The organism is Parviterribacter kavangonensis (genome assembly GCF_056863335.1).
Genome location: NZ_JBXPJA010000002.1, coordinates 175,527 through 193,144, shown reverse-complemented (window position 1 = coordinate 193,144; position 17,618 = coordinate 175,527). Strand labels below are relative to the sequence as shown.

Genomic DNA, 17,618 nt, shown 5'->3' with positions numbered 1-17,618 from the left:
GCGTCACGGGGCGGGCGCGGGGTCGGCGACGACCGCCGCCGATGCGCACGTGGCGAGCGCCCGGGGCACGTCCTCGACCTCCATGCCGGCGAGCTGCGGATGACCGAGGTCGACAACGATCTCCGGACCGGCGGTTACACCGAGGCTTGCCCGCCCGTTGGCGACCAGCTCGGCCCACAGATCGCCGTCCGGCGCGCCGGACAGCAGCCCGAAGCGCAGCTCGCGCTCCCGCCGCGCACCGGTCTCCAGCTCGCGCACCTCCTCGAACGGGTCGACGCGGACCTGCGAGTCCGACCCGATCGCCATGCGCACGCCCGCCGCGCGGTATCGCATCGCGGGGAACCAGCCGTCGCCGAGGTTGCCCTCCGTCGTCGGGCAGGACACGACGATGGAGCTCGTTCGGGCCAGCAGTGCCACGTCGGCGTCGTCGACGTGGATGCCGTGGATGACGCTCGTCGCCGGCCCGAGGAAGCCGGTCCGCTCGAGCAGCGTGATCGGCGAGCAACGGTGCTCCGCGGCGCACTCGGCGAGCTCGCGGCGCTGCTCGTGGGCGTGCACGTGGCGCGGGAGCCCGTGCGCATCGGCGTACGCCGCGATCGCCTCCAGCCAGGCCGCCGGGACCGCCCGCACGCTGTGGGCCGCGACCGCCACGTCGACACCGGCGCGGCCCTCGGCCCACGAGCGCAGCTCGTCCACGCGCGCGAGGAACGTGTCGACGTCCGGATCGCAGAAGCGCCGCTGCCCGGACACGGGCGGTCGGTCGGCGCCGTCCCATCCGTTGCGGTGGTACGCGGCCGGGATCAGGACGATCTCGAGGCCGGCGTCGCGCGCGCCGGCGGCGACGGCGTGCGCCATCGCGTTCGGCTCGGCGTACGGCGTCCCGTCCGGCTGGTGGTGCACGTAGTGGAACTCGCCGACGACCCCGTAGCCCGCCGCGCGCATCTCGCCGTACACGCGCGCCGCGACGTCGCGCATCCGATCGGGATCGAGCGCGGCCGCGGAGGCGAACATCGCCGTGCGCCAGCTCCAGAAGTCGTCGCGCGCGTGCGCGCCGGGAGCCGGGCGCTCCGCGATCCCGCGGAGGTCGCGCTGGAACGCATGCGAGTGGGCGTTGACCATGGCGGCGACCGCGTACGTCATGCGAGCCGCTCCAGCGCGGCCGCGACCGCTTCGGCGGCGACGGCCGCGTCGGCGACCGCGACCTCCTCGGCGGGGCTGTGGCTGATGCCCGTCGGATTGCGGACGAGGACCATACCCGCGGGCCGGCGCTCGCCGATCACGCCGGCGTCGTGACCGGCGAAGCAGACCAGCTCGGGTACGTCGCCCGCGCCCGCCGCGAGCGCGGCGCGAACCGCGTCGTCGAACGTGACGCCCGCGCTGCGCGACGCCGTCGCAATCCGGATCGCGACCCGCCGCCCGTCGCCGATGCCAGCGGCCGCGTCGTCGAGCGCGGCCCGCCACGCGTCGACGTCCTCGATCCGCGGCGCGCGCGCGTCGAGCCACAGCCGCACCGACCCGGCGATCGTCGACAGGGCGTTCGGCTCGGCCAGGATCCGCGTCGGCGTGACGACGAACTCGGAGTTCGAGGCGGCGAGCTCCTCGGCGGCGACGATCACCCGCGCCGCCGCCGCGAGCGCGTCGCGCCGCTCGGTCCGCCGGGTCGTGCCCGCGTGGTCCGCCTCGCCATCGATCTCGAGCGCGACGCGCATGCGCCCGGCCAGCGCACGGACGACGCCGATCGGCGCGCCCGCTTCCTCGAGCGCGCGGCTCTGGTCGATGTGGATCTCGAGGAAGCCGCGGAGCCGGTCGAGCGCGCGAGGCGCGTCGCGCAGGCCGCCCGGGTCGACCCCGGCCCCGGCCATCGCATCGGCCAGCGTCACGCCCTCGGCGTCGGTGCGCGTCAGCACCTCCTCGACGTCGAGCCGGCCCACCACCGCCCGGCTGCCGAACGTCGGCGTGTTGTAGCGCGCCCCCTCCTCGTCGGCGAACGACAGCACCGCCACCGGCCGCGCGACGGCGGCCGCGACCGCAAACGCGCACGCCACGCCGAGCGCGCCGTCGTATCGGCCGCCGCCGGCCACCGTGTCCAGGTGCGAGCCCACGCCCCACCACGGCCCCGGCGCGTCCGGGATCGCCCAGAGGTTGCCGGCGGGGTCACGCTCGACGCGCAGCCCCAGCGCTTCGGCCTGCGCAGCGAACCACGCGGCGGCGGCCCGGTCCTCGTCCGTCCAGGCCAGACGCCGGAAGCCGGTTGCACGCCGGCCGATCGCGTCCAGTCCCGCCAAGCGCGCCTCGATCTCGCCGGCGCCGATCACGACTGCAGCCGCCACGCCTGGTCGGGACGCACGTGCACGAGGCGGCCGCCGGCGAACGCGAACGCGACCGGGTCATGCCCGAGGCGGTACGGCAGTGCCTCGATCGGCCCGTCGAGGACGAGCACGTCAGCGCGCTTGCCGGCCTCGAGCGACCCCGTCACGTCCGACCGGCGCAGCACCCACGCCGCGTTGAGCGTCGCGGCGAGCAGCGCCTCGCGCGCGGTCCAGCAGTAGCGGCGCACGGCAAGGCCGGCGATCAGCGGCATCGAGACGATCGGCGACGTCCCCGGGTTCGCGTCGGTGGCGAGCACGCCGATCGCCCCCGCGTCGGCGAGAGCACGGCCGGGCGCGAGCGTCTCGTCGCCGAGCACCTCGGCCCCCGGCAGCAGCACGGCCGCGCACTCGGCGGTGCCGAGCGCCGCGACGTCGTCGTCGTCCGCGCACGAGAGGTGGTCGAGCGACCGCGCGCCCGCCGCCAGCGCGACCGGCACCGAGCCGTGACGCGCGAACTGCTCGACGTGCGCGCGCAGGTCGAGGCCGTGCCGCGCGGCAAGCGCGCCGACGCGCTCGAGGTGCGCGTTCGTGAACGCGACCGACTCGACGTAGACGTCGAGCGCGCTCACCGCCGTCGCGCCGAGCAGCTCGGGAAGCGCGGCCTCCACGGCGTCGAGCCAGCCGTCGGCGTCGAAGCCGTCCGGCACGGCGTGCGCGACGAGCGCCGTCGACGCGACGTCCTGCTCGGCGTCGCGCGCCAGCTCGCCGGCCAGCCGCAGGGCGCGGATCTCGGCATCGACCGCCAGGCCGTACCCGCTCTTCGTCTCGAACGTCGTCGTGCCGAGCGCGAGCATCTCGGCGGCCAGCGCGCGCGCCTGGCCGAGCACCTCGGCGTCGGACGCCGCCGCCAGGGCCCGCGCCGATGCGCGGATGCCGCCTCCCGCCCGGGCGATCTCCGTGTACGGCCGCCCCGCGACCTTCATCGCGTACTCCTCCGCCCGCCAGCCGGCGAACGGCAGGTGGGTGTGGCAGTCGACGAAGCCCGGGATGACCGCGCAGCCGCGGGCGTCGATCCGCTGCGCCGCGCCGCCGCCGCCCTCGAATCCGGCGATCCGCCCGTCGTCGAGCACCACGGAGCCCGGCTCGGCGATCAGCTCAGCCGCGCGGTCGTGGCGGAGGTACGGCAGCCCGTCGGCCGGCGGCCGCAGAACCTGGTCCGCGTCTTCGATGACGACCGTCACGCGGCGGGAGCGGGGTCGAGCATCGGCAGCTTGAGCTCCGGGTGCTCCTCGGCGAACGCGATCGCCTCGGGGTAGCCCGCGTCGACGTGACGCACGACGCCCATGCCGGGGTCGGCCGTCAGGACGCGCGTGATCCGCTCGGCCGCCTCGCCCGTCCCGTCGGCGACGATCACCTGCCCGGCGTGGATCGACTTGCCCATTCCCACGCCTCCCCCGTGGTGGATCGAGACCCATGTCGCGCCCGACGCCGTGTTCAGCAGCGCGTTGAGCAGCGGCCAGTCCGCGACGGCGTCCGACCCGTCGCGCATCGCCTCGGTCTCGCGCTGCGGGGACGCGACGGACCCCGCGTCGAGGTGGTCGCGCCCGATCACGACGGGCGCGCGGAGCTCGCCGCTGGCCACCATCTCGTTGAAGCGCAGGCCCGCGCGGTGGCGCTCGCCGTAGCCGAGCCAGCAGATGCGCGCCGGCAGGCCCTGGAACGCGACGCGCTCGCGTGCCATCCCGATCCACCGCGCGATGTGCTCCTGGTCGCCGAACAGGTCGAGGATCGCGTCGTCGGTCGCCGCGATGTCGGCCGGGTCGCCGGACAGCGCCGCCCAGCGGAACGGCCCCTTTCCCTCGCAGAACAGCGGCCGGATGTAGGCCGGCACGAAGCCGGGGTAGTCGAACGCGTGCTCGTCGCCGTGGTCGGCCGCGACGCCGCGCAGCGCGTTGCCGTAGTCGAACGCCTCCGCGCCGGCGTCCTGCAGCGCCCGGATCGCGCCGACGTGGTCGAGCACCGACGCGCCGACGCGCCGCAGGTACTCGTCGGGGTCCGCGGCGCGCAGGGCGTCCGCCTGCTCGAGCGTCAGGCCCGCCGGGATGTAGCCGTTGAGCGGATCGTGCGCCGACGTCTGGTCCGTCACCACGTCGACGTGGACGCCCCGCCGCGCGAGCTCGGGCAGCACCTCCGCCACGTTCCCGAGGAGACCGATGGACAGCGGCCGGCGCTCGCGGATGGCGGCCTCCGCGCGGGCGAGCGCGTCGTCGAGATCGGCAGCGCGCTCGTCGAGGTACCGGGTCTCGATGCGCCGTTCGATGCGGTGCAGGTCGACCTCGACGCACAGCGCGACCCCGTCGCACATCGTGATGGCCAGCGGCTGCGCGCCGCCCATGCCGCCGAGCCCGGCCGTGACGACGAGCCGGCCGGCGAGCGAGCCGCCGAAGCGCTTGCGCGCGACCGCCGCGAACGTCTCGTACGTGCCCTGCAGGATGCCCTGGGTGCCGATGTAGATCCACGACCCCGCCGTCATCTGGCCGTACATCATCAGCCCGGCGGCGTCGAGCTCGCGGAAGTGCTCCCAGGTCGCCCAGTCGCCGACGAGGTTCGAGTTCGCGATCAGCACGCGCGGCGCGTGCGCGTGCGTCCGGAACACCGCGACCGGCTTGCCCGACTGGACGAGCAGCGTCTCGTCGTCCGCCAGGCGCATGAGCTCGCGCTTGATCGTCGCGTAGCTGCGCTGATCGCGCGCGGCCTTGCCGATGCCGCCGTAGACGATGAGCTCCGACGGCCTCTCCGCGACGTCCGGGTGCAGGTTGTTCTCGAGCATGCGCAGCGCGGCCTCCTGCTGCCAGCCTCGGCAGCGCAGGTCGCTCGCGGAGAGGGTCCGGTCCATGCGGCCGAGTCTCCGCTCGCCCGGCGGGACGCGCAAGGGATCGGGCCGAGGACGTGTCTCGGATCCGAGACAGCAGCGCCCGCGCGCGAACCGCCGGTCGGGTGACTAGCGTTCGTGGCATGACGCGCGATCTCGATGTGGGCGGCACGCTCTCACGCATCTTCGGCATCTACGGCGATCAGGCGGCGGTGCTGCTTGGGGCGGCCGCGGTGGTGTTCGTGATCGAGGCCGTCGTGGCCGCGGTGCTCGTGTCGATCTCCGGCGTGCTCGTCCTGGTGGCGCTCATCGTCAACGTGATCGCGTCGACGCTCTACGGCGGCATGGTCGTGAAGCTCGTCGAGGACGTCCAGGACGGCCGGCGCGACCACTCGGTGGGCGAGCTCGTCAGGGCCGTCACGGGCGTCGTCGGGATGCTGATCCTCACCGGCATCGTCGTCGGCGTCCTCGTCGCGATCGGGTTCGTCCTGCTGATCGTCCCGGGCCTGATCCTGCTGACGATCTTCTCGGTCGTCGCGCCGGTCGTCGTGCTGGAGCGCAAGGGCACGTTCGACGCCATGGGCCGCTCCCGCGAGCTCGTGAAGGGGAACGGCTGGCAGGTCTTCGGCGTGATCGTCGTGGTCTTCCTCGTGACGATCGTGCTGTCGTCGCTCATCGCCGGCATCGGCGCCGCGGGCGGCACCGTCGGGCGTGTCATCGGCCAGATCATCGGCAGCACGCTGACCGCCCCGATCGCGGCACTCGCGTCCGCCGTCCTCTACTTCGAGCTGCGCCGCACCAAGGGCGAGGTCGGGCCGGCGCCGGACGCGCCCGGCCGCGACGGCGTCCAGGGCCCGGACACGACGACGCAGGCGTTCCCGCCCGACGCGCCCGGCCCCGAGGCCGCGTTCGGCAGCCGCGAGTAGCCGCCCTCCGCGCACCATCCGGGGACTGTCCCCGGTTGGTGCGTCAGCGGCGGGCGCGGAAGAAGGAGCGGATGAGCTCGGCGCTCTCGTCGGCCAGCACGCCGGGGACGACGAGCGGGCGGTGGTTGAGCTGGGGCTCGCCGAGGACGTCGAGGACGCTGCCGGCCGCGCCGGCCTTCGGGTCGGGCGCCGCGTAGACCACGCGCGGGATCCGGGAGAGCACGATCGCCCCCGCGCACATCGCGCAGGGCTCCAGCGTCACGTACAGCGTGGACTCGAGCACCCGCCACGAGCCCAGCTCCGCCGCCGCGACCCGCAGGGCGAGGACCTCGGCGTGGGCCGTCGGGTCGCCCAGCAGCTCGCGCTCGTTGTGGCCCGTCCCGATGACGCGGCCGCCGTGGATGACGACCGCTCCGATGGGCACGTCGTCGTGCTCCAGCGCCTTCGACGCCTCCGCCAGCGCCAGGCGCATGTACTGCTCGTCACGAGGGTCGGGCGGGCTCAATCGCGGCACAACTTCCGCCGATGTTGCACGTTAAGGACCCCGCGCATGCGCCCGCCCTCGTTCCCCCGCCGCCGCCTCACGCTCACAGCGACGCTCGCCGCCGCCTGCCTGGCGCTGCCCGCGGCCGCCCAAGCGACGGAGATCGTCCCGAACGAGGTCGTCGTCAAGCGCCACGGCGAGGCCCCGCAGGTCAAGACGGTCACGAGCGTCCCGAAGGCGCTCAACGCCCTGAACAAGAGCGACGGCGTCGAGTACGCGGCGGCCAACCCGATCGCCCACGCGGCCGCCTTCTACCCGAACGACCCCGGCTTCGGGAACGGCTGGACGACCGTGCAGTGGAACTTCCTCGCCGAGGACGGCGTCAACGCGCCCGACGCGTGGCAGCACGCGATCGACGCCGGCAACCCCGGCGGGCGCGGCGTGCGGATCGCCGTGCTCGACAGCGGCGTCGCCTACACCGACCGCGGCAAGTACCGCCAGTCGCCCGACCTCGGCCAGACTCACTTCGCCCGCGGCCACGACTTCGTCGACGACGACACGACCCCGGCCGACGAGAACGGCCACGGCACGCACGTCGCGAGCACGATCGCCGAGTCGACGAACAACGGCCGCGGCCTCACGGGCCTGGCCTACGGCGCGACGATCGTGCCGGTCCGCGTGCTCGACCGCAACGGCGAGGGCGACGCCGCCCGCATCGCCGACGCCGTCCGCTGGGCCGTCCGCCAGGACGTGCAGCTCATCAACCTGAGCCTCGAGTTCGGCACCGACGTCGGCGCCCGCGAGATCCCGTCGCTGCTCGACGCGCTCGCGTACGCGCGCAAGAAGGGCGTCCTCGTCATCGGGGCGGCCGGCAACGAGGGCGACCGCGTCCTCGCGTTCCCGGCCCGGTCCGCCAACGTCCTCTCGGTGGGAGCGACCACGGAGCACGGCTGCCTCAGCGACTTCTCGAACCTCGGCCGCGGCCTCGACATCGTCGCCCCCGGCGGCGGCACCGACGCGGCGCTCGACGACCCGAACTGCGACGCGCAGGGCTACCCCGGCCGCCCGATCTACCAGGTGACGCTCGAGGGCGGCAGCCTGCGCCGCTTCGGCACCCCGAACGTCTACGAGGGGACCTCGATGGCCGTCCCGCACGTCACCGCGACGGCCGCCCTCGTCATCGCCTCGCGCGTCCTCGGCGCGCGGCCGAGCGTCGATGCGCTCACCAGGCGCCTCCAGAGCACGGCCCGCGACCTCGGCCAGCCGGGCGCCGACACGAAGTACGGCGCCGGCCTCGTCGATGCGGGCAAGGCGACCGAGCCGAACACGAAGGCCGCGCGCGCCGCGATCCGCGCCGCCGCGCGCAAGCGGCGCTGAGCGACCTACGTCGTCCTGATGATCAGGACCGAGCAGGGCGCGTGATGCGACACCTTGTTCGGCACCGACCCGAGCAGGAACCGGCGCGCGCCGGTCATGCCCTTGTTGCCGACGACGATGAGATCGGCCTTCGTCTCCTCGGCGACGTCGAGGATCGCGTCCGCCGGATCGCCCTGCCGCGCGTAGCGGGAGACGTCGACACCGGCCTCGGAGGCGACCTCGCAGGCGCCGTCCAGCGTCGAGTCGACGTCCTCGCGCGGGTTGACCATCCACTGCATGTCCTCGGGGACCTGCTGGGACTCCTCGCGCAGCCGCTGGTTCGAGACCGGCTCGTAGGCGCTCACCAGCTCGAGCTTCGCTCCGGTCGCCTTCGCGAGCTGCACGGCCTGCCGCACGGCCTCGCTGGCCGTCTCGGATCCGTCAGTCCCCACCACGATCGACCGGAACACCACGCCTCCTTCTCGAGCAGCCGAAGAGGGGCGAGACTCTACCCTCCGACGCCGTGATCGACCTCCACACCCACGTCCTCCCGGGGATCGACGACGGGCCCCCGGCGGTGGACGGCAGCCTGGAGCTCGCCCGCGAGGCCGCGCTGACCGGCGTGACGACGATGGCCGCAACCCCGCACATCACGTGGGACCTGCCCAACACGTCGCGGACCGTCGCGGAGGGGATCACCGAGCTGCAGCCGCAGCTCGACCGGGCCGGCATCGGGATCCGGCTCGTGCAGGGCGGCGAGATCGCCGCGTCCCGCGCGCGCGAGCTGCCCGACGAGGAGCTGCGCGGCCTGCGCCTCGGCGGCGGCGACTGGCTGCTCGTGGAATGCCCGCTCAGCGTCGCGGCGATCGGCTTCGACCAGGTGCTCTACGAGCTGCAGGCCCGCGGCCACCGGATCGTGCTGGCCCATCCCGAGCGCTCCCCCGCCCTGCACCGCGAGCCGCACAAGATCGAGGCGCTCGTCGGCGCGGGCATGCTCGCGCAGATCACGGCGGGGTCGCTCATCGGCCAGTTCGGATCGACCGTCAAGCGCTTCACCCACGAGCTGATCGAGCAGGGGCTCGTCCACAACCTCGCGTCCGACGCGCACGACGCCATCCGCAGGCCGCCGTCGATCGCCCATGCGATCGAGGCCGTCTGCGAGGAGCTCCCCGGCGCCGAGCCGCACACGCAGTGGTGGACCCGGGACGTCCCGGAGGCGATCCTGGGCAGCGCCCCGATCCCGCCGGCTCCCGGTCCCCCGCCCGCGCGCAAGCGCCGGCGGCGCCTGTTCAGGCGAGCTGGATGATCGCGATGACGATGCCCATGAGCACGAAGAAGACGATCGCGCCCTGGACCCAGAGCCACACCGGGTTCACGAGGCCAGCGTAGTGAGCGGGGAGCTCGGCCCCGGCGCTCGGACGCTGCTTGACGCGATCGAGCGCGAGGTCGCCGCGCGCGCCCGCGGCCTCTCGACGGTCGCGGCGGCCGACGCGCCCACCGCGCCGCTGCGCCCCGACGCCACGCTGCTGGCCGCGCTGGAGCTGGCGGTCGCGGGCCGCTCCCGCGAGCAGGTCGCGGACGAGCTTCGCCTTCCCGCCGACGCGCCCGCCCTCAACGGCGTCTTCGGCGCCGGCGACCGCCTCGAGCGGCCGCGGTGTGCCACGGTCTCGTGATGGCGCCCCGCCCCGTGTACGTGGCCGCGATCGCCGGCTGCCCGCTGTTCCCCGCCTCGAACCCGTGGAACCAGCGCGTCGACGACAAGCCCGTGCACCCGCAGTCGGCCGCGATCGTCCGCAGCATCGGGCTCGGAACGAGCGTGCACCCGGACTTCGGCTCGGGCAGGTGGGAGGGCCGGCCGATCGGCATCCCCTTCAACGTCGTCGGGCGCTCGCAGCCCAAGCAGCGCGTGCGCTTCGAGTACGCGGACGAGTCCGACCGCGGCCCGTACCCGCTGCCGGCCAGGCCCCGGATCGAGGGCGGATCGGACCGCCACGTGCTCGTCGTGCAGCGCGGGACGTGCAGGCTCTACGAGCTCTTCGCGGCCGCCCGCAACGGCGGCGGCTGGCAGGCCGGCTCGGGCGCGATCTTCGACCTGCGCTCCAACCGCCTGCGGCCGAAGGGCTGGACGTCGGCCGATGCGGCGGGCCTGCCGATCCTCCCGGGCCTGGCGCGCTACGCGGAGGTCGAGCGCGGCGCGATCCGCCACGCGCTGCGCTTCACCGCCGCGCGCACGCGGCGGGCGTACCTCTTCCCCGCGCGCCACTACGCCTCGTCGCTGACCGACCCGGACCTGCCGGCGATGGGCCAGCGCGTGCGGCTCAAGCGCAGCGTCCGCGCGGCGAGCTTCCCGCCGCAGGCGCGCGTCATCGTCCGCGCGCTGCAGCGCTACGGGATGCTGCTCGCCGACAACGGGTCGAACTGGTACGTCAGCGGCGCGCCGGACCCGCGGTGGGACAACGACGACCTGCACACGCTCGGCAGGCTCAAGGGAAGCGACTTCGAAGTCGTTAAGAGCTGAAGATGTCCCTCGTCGCGTTCCCCGCCGCGCTGGCCACCATCGCCGGCTGCCCGCTCTTCCCGGCCACGAACCCGTGGAACCAGCCGGTCGAGGGCCTGCCCGTCGCCTCGAACTCGAAGGCCATGATCAAGAACATCGGCGCCGGCGCGCGGGCGTGGCCGTCGTTCGGCTCGGGCCGCTGGCAGGGCGCGCCGGTCGGCATGCCGATCAACGTGGTCGGCCGCGACGCGAAGACGTCGACCGTGCGCTTCCGGTACGCGTCGGGGTCGGACCGCAAGCCGTATCCGATCCCCAGCGGGCCGAAGCTCCAGGCCGGCGCCGACCGCCACCTCATCATCGTCCAGCGCGAGACGTGCGCGCTCTACGAGCTGTTCGACGCGCGCAAGCGCGGCGGCAAGTGGACCGCGGGGTCGGGCGCGATCTTCGACCTGCGCACGAACGCGCTGCGCCCGGCGGGCTGGACGTCGGCCGACGCCGCGGGCCTGCCGATCCTGCCCGGGCTCGTACGCGAGGAGGAGCTGCGGACCGGCTCGATCGACCACGCGCTGCGCATCACCGTCCCGCGCACGCGCAAGGGCTACCTCTTCCCCGCGCGCCACGACGCCTCGTCGCTGCGCAACAAGGACCTGCCGGCGTTCGGCCAGCGGCTGCGCCTCAAGAAGAGCGTCAACGCGGCGAAGTTCGGCCCGCAGGCGCGCATCATCATCAAGGCGCTGCAGACGTACGGCGCGTTCGTCGCCGACCACGGTCAGGCCTGGGTGCTGTCCGGCGCGCCGAGCGAGCGCTGGGACAACGAGGACCTCCACCGGCTCGACCGGCTGAAGGGCAGCGACTTCGAGGTCGTCAACACGAGCTCGCTACCGGTGCCCGAGGTGCCGGGGACGCCGAAGCCCGCGGTTCCGGTCATCCCGCCGCTGCCCGACCTCCCGCTCCCCGCTCGGCCCACGTAGACCGGCGTCGCCGGTCACCGGTAGCGTGCGCGCTGCGGATGATCGACGTCGTCCTCCCGGTGGTGAACGAGCACGGCGCCCTGCCGGGCGTGCTGGGCGCGATGCCGCGCGGCTACCGGCCGATCGTCGTGGACGCCGGGCCTGACGACGGGGCGGCCGAGCTGGCGCGCGAGCTCGGCGCGACCGTGGTCGCGGCGCCGCATCGCGGGCTCGGGGCCGCCTGCGCCGCGGGGCTGCTGGCCGCCGACGCCGACGTCGTGTGCTTCATGGACTGCGACGGCTCGCTCGACCCGCGCGACCTGCCGCGCGTCGCCGATCCGGTGATCGAGGGGCGGGCCGACATGGTGCTCGCCGCCCGGCGGCTCGAGCCGGGCGCGCTGTCGGCGCCGGCGCGGCTCGCGAACCGCGCCCTCGCCTTCGAGCTGCGCCGTCGCACCGGCCGGCCGCTCACCGATCTGGGCCCTATGCGTGGGGCGCGGCGCCGCCAGCTGCTCGCGCTCGGGCTCCGCGACCACCACGTCGGCTGGCCGCTCGAGATGGTCCTGCGCGCCGCCGACGCGGGCTGGCGGATCGAGGAGACGCGCGTGCCGTGCCGAGCGCGGCGCGGCCGTCCGGAGCCGGCGGGCACGCTGCGCGGAACGGTCCGCGCGATGCGCGACATGCGGGCGGCGTTCGCCGCGGCGCGCTAGCCGCGCGGGCGGCGGCCGCACAGCGCGCCGCGCGACGGGCGCAGCTTGCGCCGCGGCGCGGTGGCGTCGCGCGGCTTGGCGGTCGCCCGCGCCGGCCGGTCGCGCCCGTCGTACGACGCCAGAAGCTCCATCACGAGCAGGAAGAGGACGACGTCGCGGGGGAGCTGCCAGGCGGGATGCAACGCATCCGACGCTACCGGGTCGCTCAGACCCTGTGGTGTGGCTCGTTCCAGTCGGTGTCGAGCGGCCCGAGCGGGATGATCCGCTTCGGGTTCAGCATGTCGTGCGTCGTGTAGTAGTGGCGCTTGATCTGGGCGAAGTCCGTGGTCTCCGCGACGCCCGGCCACTGGTACAGCTCGCGCGCGTAGGCCCACAGGTTCGGGTGGTCGACGAGCCGCCGGCCGTTCGCGCGGAAGTGGACGTAGTAGACGGCGTCGAAGCGCACGAGCGTGACGAACAGCCGCCAGTCCGCCTCGGTGATCCGGTCGCCGGCGAGGTAGCGGCGCTCGCCGAGCAGCTGCTCCAGCGTCGCCAGCCGGTCGAAGAGCGCGGTGAACGCCTCCTCGTAGGCCTCCTGCGTCGTCGAGAACCCGCACTTGTAGACGCCGTTGTTGACCTCGTCGTAGATGCGGTCGTTCAGCGCGTCGATCTCGGCGCGGAGGTCCTCCGGGTAGAGGTCCGCGCCCTCCGTGCCGGCCGCGTTGAACATGCGGACGATGTCCTGAGACTCGTTCGAGACGACCACCTGCTCCCGCGTGTCCCACAGGACCGGGACGGTGACGCGGCCGTCGAACTTCGGGTCGGTCGCCTCGTAGCCCTCGCGCAGGAACGACCAGCCGTTGAGGTCGTCGCTGAAGTCCTCGCCGTCGAACGCCCAGCCGCGCTCGTCGCGGTACGGGTGCAGGTAGGAGACGCCGACGACGTCCTCGAGGCCCTTCAGCTTGCGGACGATCACGGCTCGGTGCGACCAGGGGCAGGCCAGCGCGACGTAGAGGTGGTACCGGCCGGGCTCGAGGTCGTCGACCCAGCCGCGGAACGTGGACTCCTGGCGCTTGAAGCGGCCGTCGCGTTCGACCTCGCGGCCGAGGGAGAAGGTCTGGTTCACCCAGCCCGCGCTACCCGCCGAAGCGGACCGGCAGACGGACGTAGCCGTAGATGCCGTTGATCGAGTCGAGCTCGGGCTCGCCGGCCAGCTCGATCTGCGGGGCGATGCGGACGAGGTGGTGCAGCGCCTCCTCGAGCTCCGCCCGCGCGAGGTTCGCTCCCAGGCAGTAGTGGATGCCGGCACCGAACGTGAACGGCTTCGCGGCGCCGCGGTCGGCGGTGACGTCGAAGCGCTCGCCGTCGTCGACGCCCTCGCGGTTGGCGGTGACGGCGCCGACGAGGACGATCGTCCCGGCCGGGAAGAGGACATCCCGGTGTTCGACGTCCTCGAGCATGATCCGCGCCGTGAACGGCGTGATCGGCTCGTAGCGGAGCACCTCCCAGACCGCGCGCGGCACGTACGTCTCCGGGTCGTCGCGGACGATCGCCCACTGGTCGGGGTGGTCGGCGAAGAGCCGGACCGCGTGGGCGAGCTGGCTCTGCGTCGTGTCGACCCCGCCGACCAGCACGTTGAGGACGAGGTTGACGAGCTCGACGTCGGAGAGGCGGTCGCCATCCTGCTCGGCTGCGATCAGCGTGGAGATGAGGTCGTCGCCGGGCCGGGAGCGTTTGGTCGTCAGCAGGTCGCCGAGGTACGCGTAGAGCTCCTCGCACGAGCGCTCGACGCGGTCGCGATGAGCGAGCAGCGTCGGCCCGTCGAACTGGCGCTGGATCCAGTTCGACCACTCCGCGAGGCGGCCGGCGTCCTCGCGCGGCGCGCCCATCACCGTCGCGATCGTCAGCGCCGGGTACGGCTTGCACACCTCCTCGACGAGCTCGACCTCGCCGGGCCGGATGAGCTCCTCGATGAACCCGCGCATCACCGGGCGCCAGCGGTCGGCGGCGCGCGGCGTGAAGGCCGGGTTGACGAGGTTGCGCAGGCGGCGGTGGTCGTCGCCGTCGATGTGGAGGATGTTGCGGTCGATCTCCTCCTTCAGCGGCCCCTCGGCGATCCCGAACAGCTCGGCGATCTGCTTGCCGGGGAACGACGCGCTCTTCGTGCGCAGGAAGAACGCGGCGGCCTCGCGCTCGAGCACCGCGTACGCGAGCGGCGACTTCGCCAGCCACGACCGGTCGCGCAGATCGCGGACGACCGCGTGGTACCGGTCGCCCTTGAGGTCCGGGTCGAACGGGTCGAACTCCGGGAGGTCGACCTCCGAGACGAGCACGGCGCGAAGCTACACGAATGGACCATCACGCCTCGTCAGCGCGAGATCCTCACGTCGTCCGTGCAGCGCGGCTTCTCCGGGACGCGGACTTCCGCCGGCAGGAGCGTGCCTTCCTGCTCGATTCGAGGTCGTTGGTCGACGAGGCCATCTCCGCCGGCGTCCTGATGGAGACGCTGCTGACGGGCGGGGCGGACGCGCTGCGGGCGCTGGCCTTCGCGGGGCAGCCCCCGGAGGTCGTGGCGGTCTGCCGGATGCCGGACGAGCCGGCGGACGGGCTGCCGGCGTCGTCGCTCGTGCTCGCGCGCGTGGACGACGCGGCGAACGTCGGGGCGATCCTGCGGACGGCGGCGGCGCTCGGCCTTCCGCGCGTCACGCTGACGCCCGGCTGCGCGGATCCGTGGTCGCGGCGGGCGCTGCGCACGGCGCTGGGAGCGTCGTTCTCCCCCGGGCTCGTCGCGACGGAGCGGCCGCTGGATCGCCTGGGCTCGCTGCCCGGCCGGCCGCCGCTGGCGGCGGCGCTGCCGCGGGGTGGCGTCGCTCCTCACGAGCTGCCGCACGACGCCGTCGTCGTGCTGGGGTCCGAGGCCGCCGGCTTGAACGAAGCCGAGCGCCGGACCTGCGACCTCGCGGTCACGATCCCGGCGCCCGGCTTCGAGTCGCTGAACGTCGCCGCCGCGGCGGCGATCCTGGGCTGGGAGCTCACGCGGCGACGGCCGGACGCGTGAGGAGGCGGCTGCGCCGGCGGCGGCTGTTCGTCGCGCCGACGTGCGCGCGCAGGAGAGCGACGACGCCGTCGGTGCGCTCGAACGGGTCGGCGTAGACCGTGCCGTCCTCCAGGGCGACGGCGGCGAGGAGGTAGCCGTGGACCTCGGCGACGACGTGGTCGCCGTCACGGGCGGTCTGGCTGTCGAGCTGCGCGAGGCGGTCGAGCGCGGTCGCGTCGGCGCTGGTGGCGAGGCGGATGGTGAGGGGGGTGCTGGTCATGGACAGGATGTTCGTCCTGTCGAGGCATAAGTTCAAAGCACGATGTGCTCTAGACGTGATAACGTGCCGTTATGCTCGATCTGCGCCTCCTGGAGACGTTCCGCGAGGTCGCGACGCGCGGCTCGTTCTCCGCCGCCGCCGAGGCCCTCAGCTTCACCCAGCCCGCGGTCTCGCAGCACGTCGCCCGCCTCGAGAAGCAGGTCGGCGCGCGCCTCTTCGACCGCGACGCGCGCGGCGTCTCGCTGACGCCCGCGGGCGACTCGATGCTCCGTCACGCCGAGCTGCTGCTCGACGCCGCCCGCCGCGCCGAGGCCGAGGTCCGCGCCGCCGCGGGCGCGCACGCGCCGATCGTGCGCGTCGGGTCGTTCGCGACCGCCGCGGGCGGGCTCGTCCCGATGGCCTTCCAGGAGCTGCGCGCCGCGCACTCCGACCTCGAGCTGAAGCTGCGGATCCTCGAGCCGGACCAGTCGATCGAGGAGCTCTGCCGCGACCGGCTCGACGTCGCGCTCGTGATCGACTCCGAGGTGCAGCCGTTCACGGCGCCGGAGGGAACGGAGGCGGTGGAGGTCTTCCTCGACCCGATGTTCGTGCTCCTGCCCGCGGGGCACCAGCTCGCCCGGCGCCCGAGCGTCCCACTCGAGATGCTGCGCGACGAGCAGTGGCTGCTGCCGGACGTCGGCGGGACGTGCGAGGACTCGAACATCGTGCGGCGCGCGTGCTACCGCGCGGGCTTCGAGCCGCAGGTCCACTACGAGACGGACGACTACCAGGCGCTGCAGGGGCTGACGGCCTCCGGCATGGGCGTCGCGCTCATCCCGAGCCTCGCCGCGCAGTCGATCCGCAGCGACATCGCGGTCAAGCCCGTCGAGGGCGAGCCGCCGATCCGCCGGGTGCTCGCGATCGCGCGGCCGGACCGCTCGCCCGCGGTCGACGCCGCGCTCGACGCGCTGCTGCTCGCCGGCCGGCGGCTCTCGCTCGGGACGCTCAGCGCAGTCGCCGCCTGAGCGCGTCGACGCGCGCGACGGCCTCGCGCAGGCGGCGCTCGAACCGTGCGTCGCGGCGTGCGCTCGCGGCGAGCGCGCGGAGCACGGGGAGGTACGACCCGCGGCCGGTCGTGAGGATCAGGTCGTTGCCCGCCGCCATCGCGCGCACGGCCGCCGCCGGCGTCGACGTCCGCGTGACGACCGCCTTGGCCTCCATCGAGTCGGTCACGACCACGCCCTTGAAGCCGAGGCGCTCGTGCAGCAGTCCCGTGACGATCCGGCGCGACTGCGACGCGATCGTCGTCGGGTCGAGGTCGGGGTAGAGCGCGTGGCTCGTCATCACGACCGGCACGCCGGCGGCGATCGCCGAGGCGAACGGCGTCAGCTCGCCGCGGCCGGGCGCGGTGACCTGCGTGAAGTCGGTGTTGCCCCGCGCGCGGCCGAGGCCGGGGAAGTGCTTGACGGTCGGGAGCACGCGCGAGCCGCCGTACGCGCGGACCGTCGCGTCGACCAGCCGCGCCGTCGTGCGCGCGTCGCGCGAGAACGCCCGCGAACGCATGACCGACCCGTCGACGGACGCGACGTCGGCGACCGGCGCGAGGTTCACGGTGATGCCGGCGTCGCGCAGGCCCGCAGCGGTCGCCCGTGCCGTCGCCGCTGCCTCCGCGGTCGTCGAGACGGTCGGCGGCGCCTCGCTCGGCGGCGCCCACGGCACGTTGCGGATCGCGCCGCCCTCCTGGTCGATCATCACGATCGCCCGGCCGCCCGCGGCACGGTGGAACGCGTTCGTCATCGCCCGCAGCTGCGGCCGCGAGACGACGTTGTCGCGGAAGAGGATCACCCCGGCCGCCCGGCGCCGCCGCAGAGCCCGCGTCACGTAGGCCGGCGCCGTCGTCCCGCGGAAGCGCAGGATCACCGCGCTGCCGGCCAGCCGCTCGAGCGCCGCCCGCGAGAGAGGTCGCGAAGTCTCCGCCTCCACGCTCGTCGTCGCCGCCCGCGGCCGCTCGGCGGGAAGAGGGTCGTCCCCACCCCAGCCCGCGCCGACCGCGATGCCCACAAGCGCAGCGAACCCGCCGATCACGCCGAGCGCGGTGAGGCGCCGCCGGCGAACGGCGCGCCGCGAAGACTGCGCGCGGCGGCGGCGGAGGAGATCGGGGTCGAGGGAACGGCGGGAGGGGTCGGGGTCGAGGGGGTCCTCGGGGTCGTGAGGTGCGCGGGGCACGCCGTGAGGGTGG

At 74.3% G+C, this 17,618-nt stretch carries 20 protein-coding genes; 9 read left to right on the top strand and 11 right to left on the bottom strand.

The annotated features are described in order from the left end of the window. Nucleotides 1–3 precede the first annotated feature (3 nt). Genes AC1UE4_RS16690 through hutU form a run of 4 tightly spaced genes read right to left on the bottom strand, consistent with a single transcriptional unit; the run spans nucleotide 4 to nucleotide 5,205 of the window. Nucleotides 4–1,140: a formimidoylglutamate deiminase gene (locus AC1UE4_RS16690; protein WP_482918437.1), complete on the bottom strand. Its 1,137-nt coding sequence runs from the start codon at nucleotides 1,138–1,140 to the stop codon at nucleotides 4–6. Continuing rightward, entirely contained in the window at nucleotides 1,137–2,330 is a 1,194-nt protein-coding gene (locus tag AC1UE4_RS16685) for a hydantoinase/carbamoylase family amidase (RefSeq protein ID WP_482918436.1), read from the bottom strand. The genes AC1UE4_RS16690 and AC1UE4_RS16685 overlap by 4 nt, the downstream gene beginning before the upstream one ends. Continuing rightward, entirely contained in the window at nucleotides 2,312–3,550 is a 1,239-nt protein-coding gene (hutI, locus tag AC1UE4_RS16680; RefSeq protein ID WP_482918435.1) for an imidazolonepropionase, read from the bottom strand. Before hutI ends, AC1UE4_RS16685 begins: the two co-directional genes overlap by 19 nt. Continuing rightward, nucleotides 3,547–5,205: a urocanate hydratase gene (gene hutU / locus AC1UE4_RS16675; protein ID WP_482918434.1), complete on the bottom strand. Its 1,659-nt coding sequence runs from the start codon at nucleotides 5,203–5,205 to the stop codon at nucleotides 3,547–3,549. The genes hutI and hutU overlap by 4 nt, the downstream gene beginning before the upstream one ends. 119 nt (nucleotides 5,206–5,324) lie before the next feature. Between hutU and AC1UE4_RS16670 the strand changes: the two genes are divergently transcribed. Next, on the top strand, nucleotides 5,325–6,107 hold the full coding sequence (locus AC1UE4_RS16670) for a YciC family protein (RefSeq protein ID WP_482918433.1): 783 nt from the start codon (nucleotides 5,325–5,327) through the stop codon (nucleotides 6,105–6,107). Between the two features lie 43 nt (nucleotides 6,108–6,150). Here AC1UE4_RS16670 and tadA read toward each other — a convergent pair whose 3' ends face one another. Then, entirely contained in the window at nucleotides 6,151–6,612 is a 462-nt protein-coding gene (tadA, locus tag AC1UE4_RS16665; RefSeq protein ID WP_482918432.1) for a tRNA adenosine(34) deaminase TadA, read from the bottom strand. A gap of 45 nt (nucleotides 6,613–6,657) precedes the next feature. On the opposite strand from tadA, the gene AC1UE4_RS16660 reads away from it, so the two are divergent. Continuing rightward, nucleotides 6,658–7,968, top strand: coding sequence for a S8 family serine peptidase (locus AC1UE4_RS16660; RefSeq protein WP_482918431.1), 1,311 nt, complete (start codon nucleotides 6,658–6,660; stop codon nucleotides 7,966–7,968). 5 nt (nucleotides 7,969–7,973) lie between these two features. Here AC1UE4_RS16660 and AC1UE4_RS16655 read toward each other — a convergent pair whose 3' ends face one another. Further along, nucleotides 7,974–8,417 carry a universal stress protein gene (locus AC1UE4_RS16655; protein ID WP_482918430.1) on the bottom strand — a complete coding sequence of 148 codons (444 nt, stop codon included), beginning with the start codon at nucleotides 8,415–8,417 and terminating at the stop codon, nucleotides 7,974–7,976. A gap of 53 nt (nucleotides 8,418–8,470) precedes the next feature. Here AC1UE4_RS16655 and AC1UE4_RS16650 point away from each other — a divergent pair, with 53 nt between their 5' ends. From AC1UE4_RS16650 to AC1UE4_RS16630, 5 genes are all read left to right on the top strand, one after another. Then, nucleotides 8,471–9,253, top strand: a complete 783-nt coding sequence (locus AC1UE4_RS16650) for a tyrosine-protein phosphatase (RefSeq protein WP_482918429.1) — start codon at nucleotides 8,471–8,473, stop codon at nucleotides 9,251–9,253. A gap of 82 nt (nucleotides 9,254–9,335) precedes the next feature. Then, nucleotides 9,336–9,620: a hypothetical protein gene (locus tag AC1UE4_RS16645; RefSeq protein WP_482918428.1), complete on the top strand. Its 285-nt coding sequence runs from the start codon at nucleotides 9,336–9,338 to the stop codon at nucleotides 9,618–9,620. Continuing rightward, nucleotides 9,620–10,465, top strand: coding sequence for a hypothetical protein (locus AC1UE4_RS16640; protein WP_482918427.1), 846 nt, complete (start codon nucleotides 9,620–9,622; stop codon nucleotides 10,463–10,465). Before AC1UE4_RS16645 ends, AC1UE4_RS16640 begins: the two co-directional genes overlap by 1 nt. A gap of 2 nt (nucleotides 10,466–10,467) precedes the next feature. After that, the gene (locus AC1UE4_RS16635; protein WP_482918426.1) at nucleotides 10,468–11,415 is read left to right on the top strand and encodes a hypothetical protein; all 948 of its coding nucleotides are present in this window, start codon (nucleotides 10,468–10,470) and stop codon (nucleotides 11,413–11,415) included. Nucleotides 11,416–11,453: 38 nt separating this feature from the next. Continuing rightward, a complete protein-coding gene (locus AC1UE4_RS16630; RefSeq protein ID WP_482918425.1) occupies nucleotides 11,454–12,104 on the top strand; it encodes a glycosyltransferase in 651 nt (216 codons plus the stop codon). Here AC1UE4_RS16630 and AC1UE4_RS16625 read toward each other — a convergent pair. Genes AC1UE4_RS16625 through AC1UE4_RS16615 form a run of 3 tightly spaced genes read right to left on the bottom strand, consistent with a single transcriptional unit; the run spans nucleotide 12,101 to nucleotide 14,416 of the window. After that, nucleotides 12,101–12,286, bottom strand: coding sequence for a hypothetical protein (locus AC1UE4_RS16625; RefSeq protein WP_482918424.1), 186 nt, complete (start codon nucleotides 12,284–12,286; stop codon nucleotides 12,101–12,103). The genes AC1UE4_RS16630 and AC1UE4_RS16625 overlap by 4 nt on opposite strands. Before the next feature lie 23 nt (nucleotides 12,287–12,309). Next, nucleotides 12,310–13,209, bottom strand: a complete 900-nt coding sequence (locus AC1UE4_RS16620) for a glutathione S-transferase family protein (protein WP_482918423.1) — start codon at nucleotides 13,207–13,209, stop codon at nucleotides 12,310–12,312. A gap of 10 nt (nucleotides 13,210–13,219) precedes the next feature. Then, a complete protein-coding gene (locus tag AC1UE4_RS16615) occupies nucleotides 13,220–14,416 on the bottom strand; it encodes a cytochrome P450 (protein ID WP_482918422.1) in 1,197 nt (398 codons plus the stop codon). 131 nt (nucleotides 14,417–14,547) lie between these two features. Here AC1UE4_RS16615 and AC1UE4_RS16610 point away from each other — a divergent pair, with 131 nt between their 5' ends. Then, nucleotides 14,548–15,141 (top strand): TrmH family RNA methyltransferase, encoded by a 594-nt coding sequence (locus AC1UE4_RS16610; RefSeq protein ID WP_482918421.1) that lies wholly within the window; start codon nucleotides 14,548–14,550, stop codon nucleotides 15,139–15,141. Here the strand turns inward: AC1UE4_RS16610 and AC1UE4_RS16605 are convergent. Beyond that, nucleotides 15,116–15,400, bottom strand: a complete 285-nt coding sequence (locus tag AC1UE4_RS16605) for a hypothetical protein (protein ID WP_482918420.1) — start codon at nucleotides 15,398–15,400, stop codon at nucleotides 15,116–15,118. The genes AC1UE4_RS16610 and AC1UE4_RS16605 overlap by 26 nt on opposite strands. A gap of 71 nt (nucleotides 15,401–15,471) precedes the next feature. Between AC1UE4_RS16605 and AC1UE4_RS16600 the strand changes: the two genes are divergently transcribed. Continuing rightward, a complete protein-coding gene (locus AC1UE4_RS16600; protein WP_482918419.1) occupies nucleotides 15,472–16,404 on the top strand; it encodes a LysR family transcriptional regulator in 933 nt (310 codons plus the stop codon). Here AC1UE4_RS16600 and AC1UE4_RS16595 read toward each other — a convergent pair. Beyond that, complete coding sequence (locus AC1UE4_RS16595) at nucleotides 16,385–17,605, bottom strand: glycoside hydrolase family 3 N-terminal domain-containing protein (protein WP_482918418.1); 1,221 nt, start codon at nucleotides 17,603–17,605, stop codon at nucleotides 16,385–16,387. The genes AC1UE4_RS16600 and AC1UE4_RS16595 overlap by 20 nt on opposite strands. Nucleotides 17,606–17,618 lie beyond the last annotated feature (13 nt).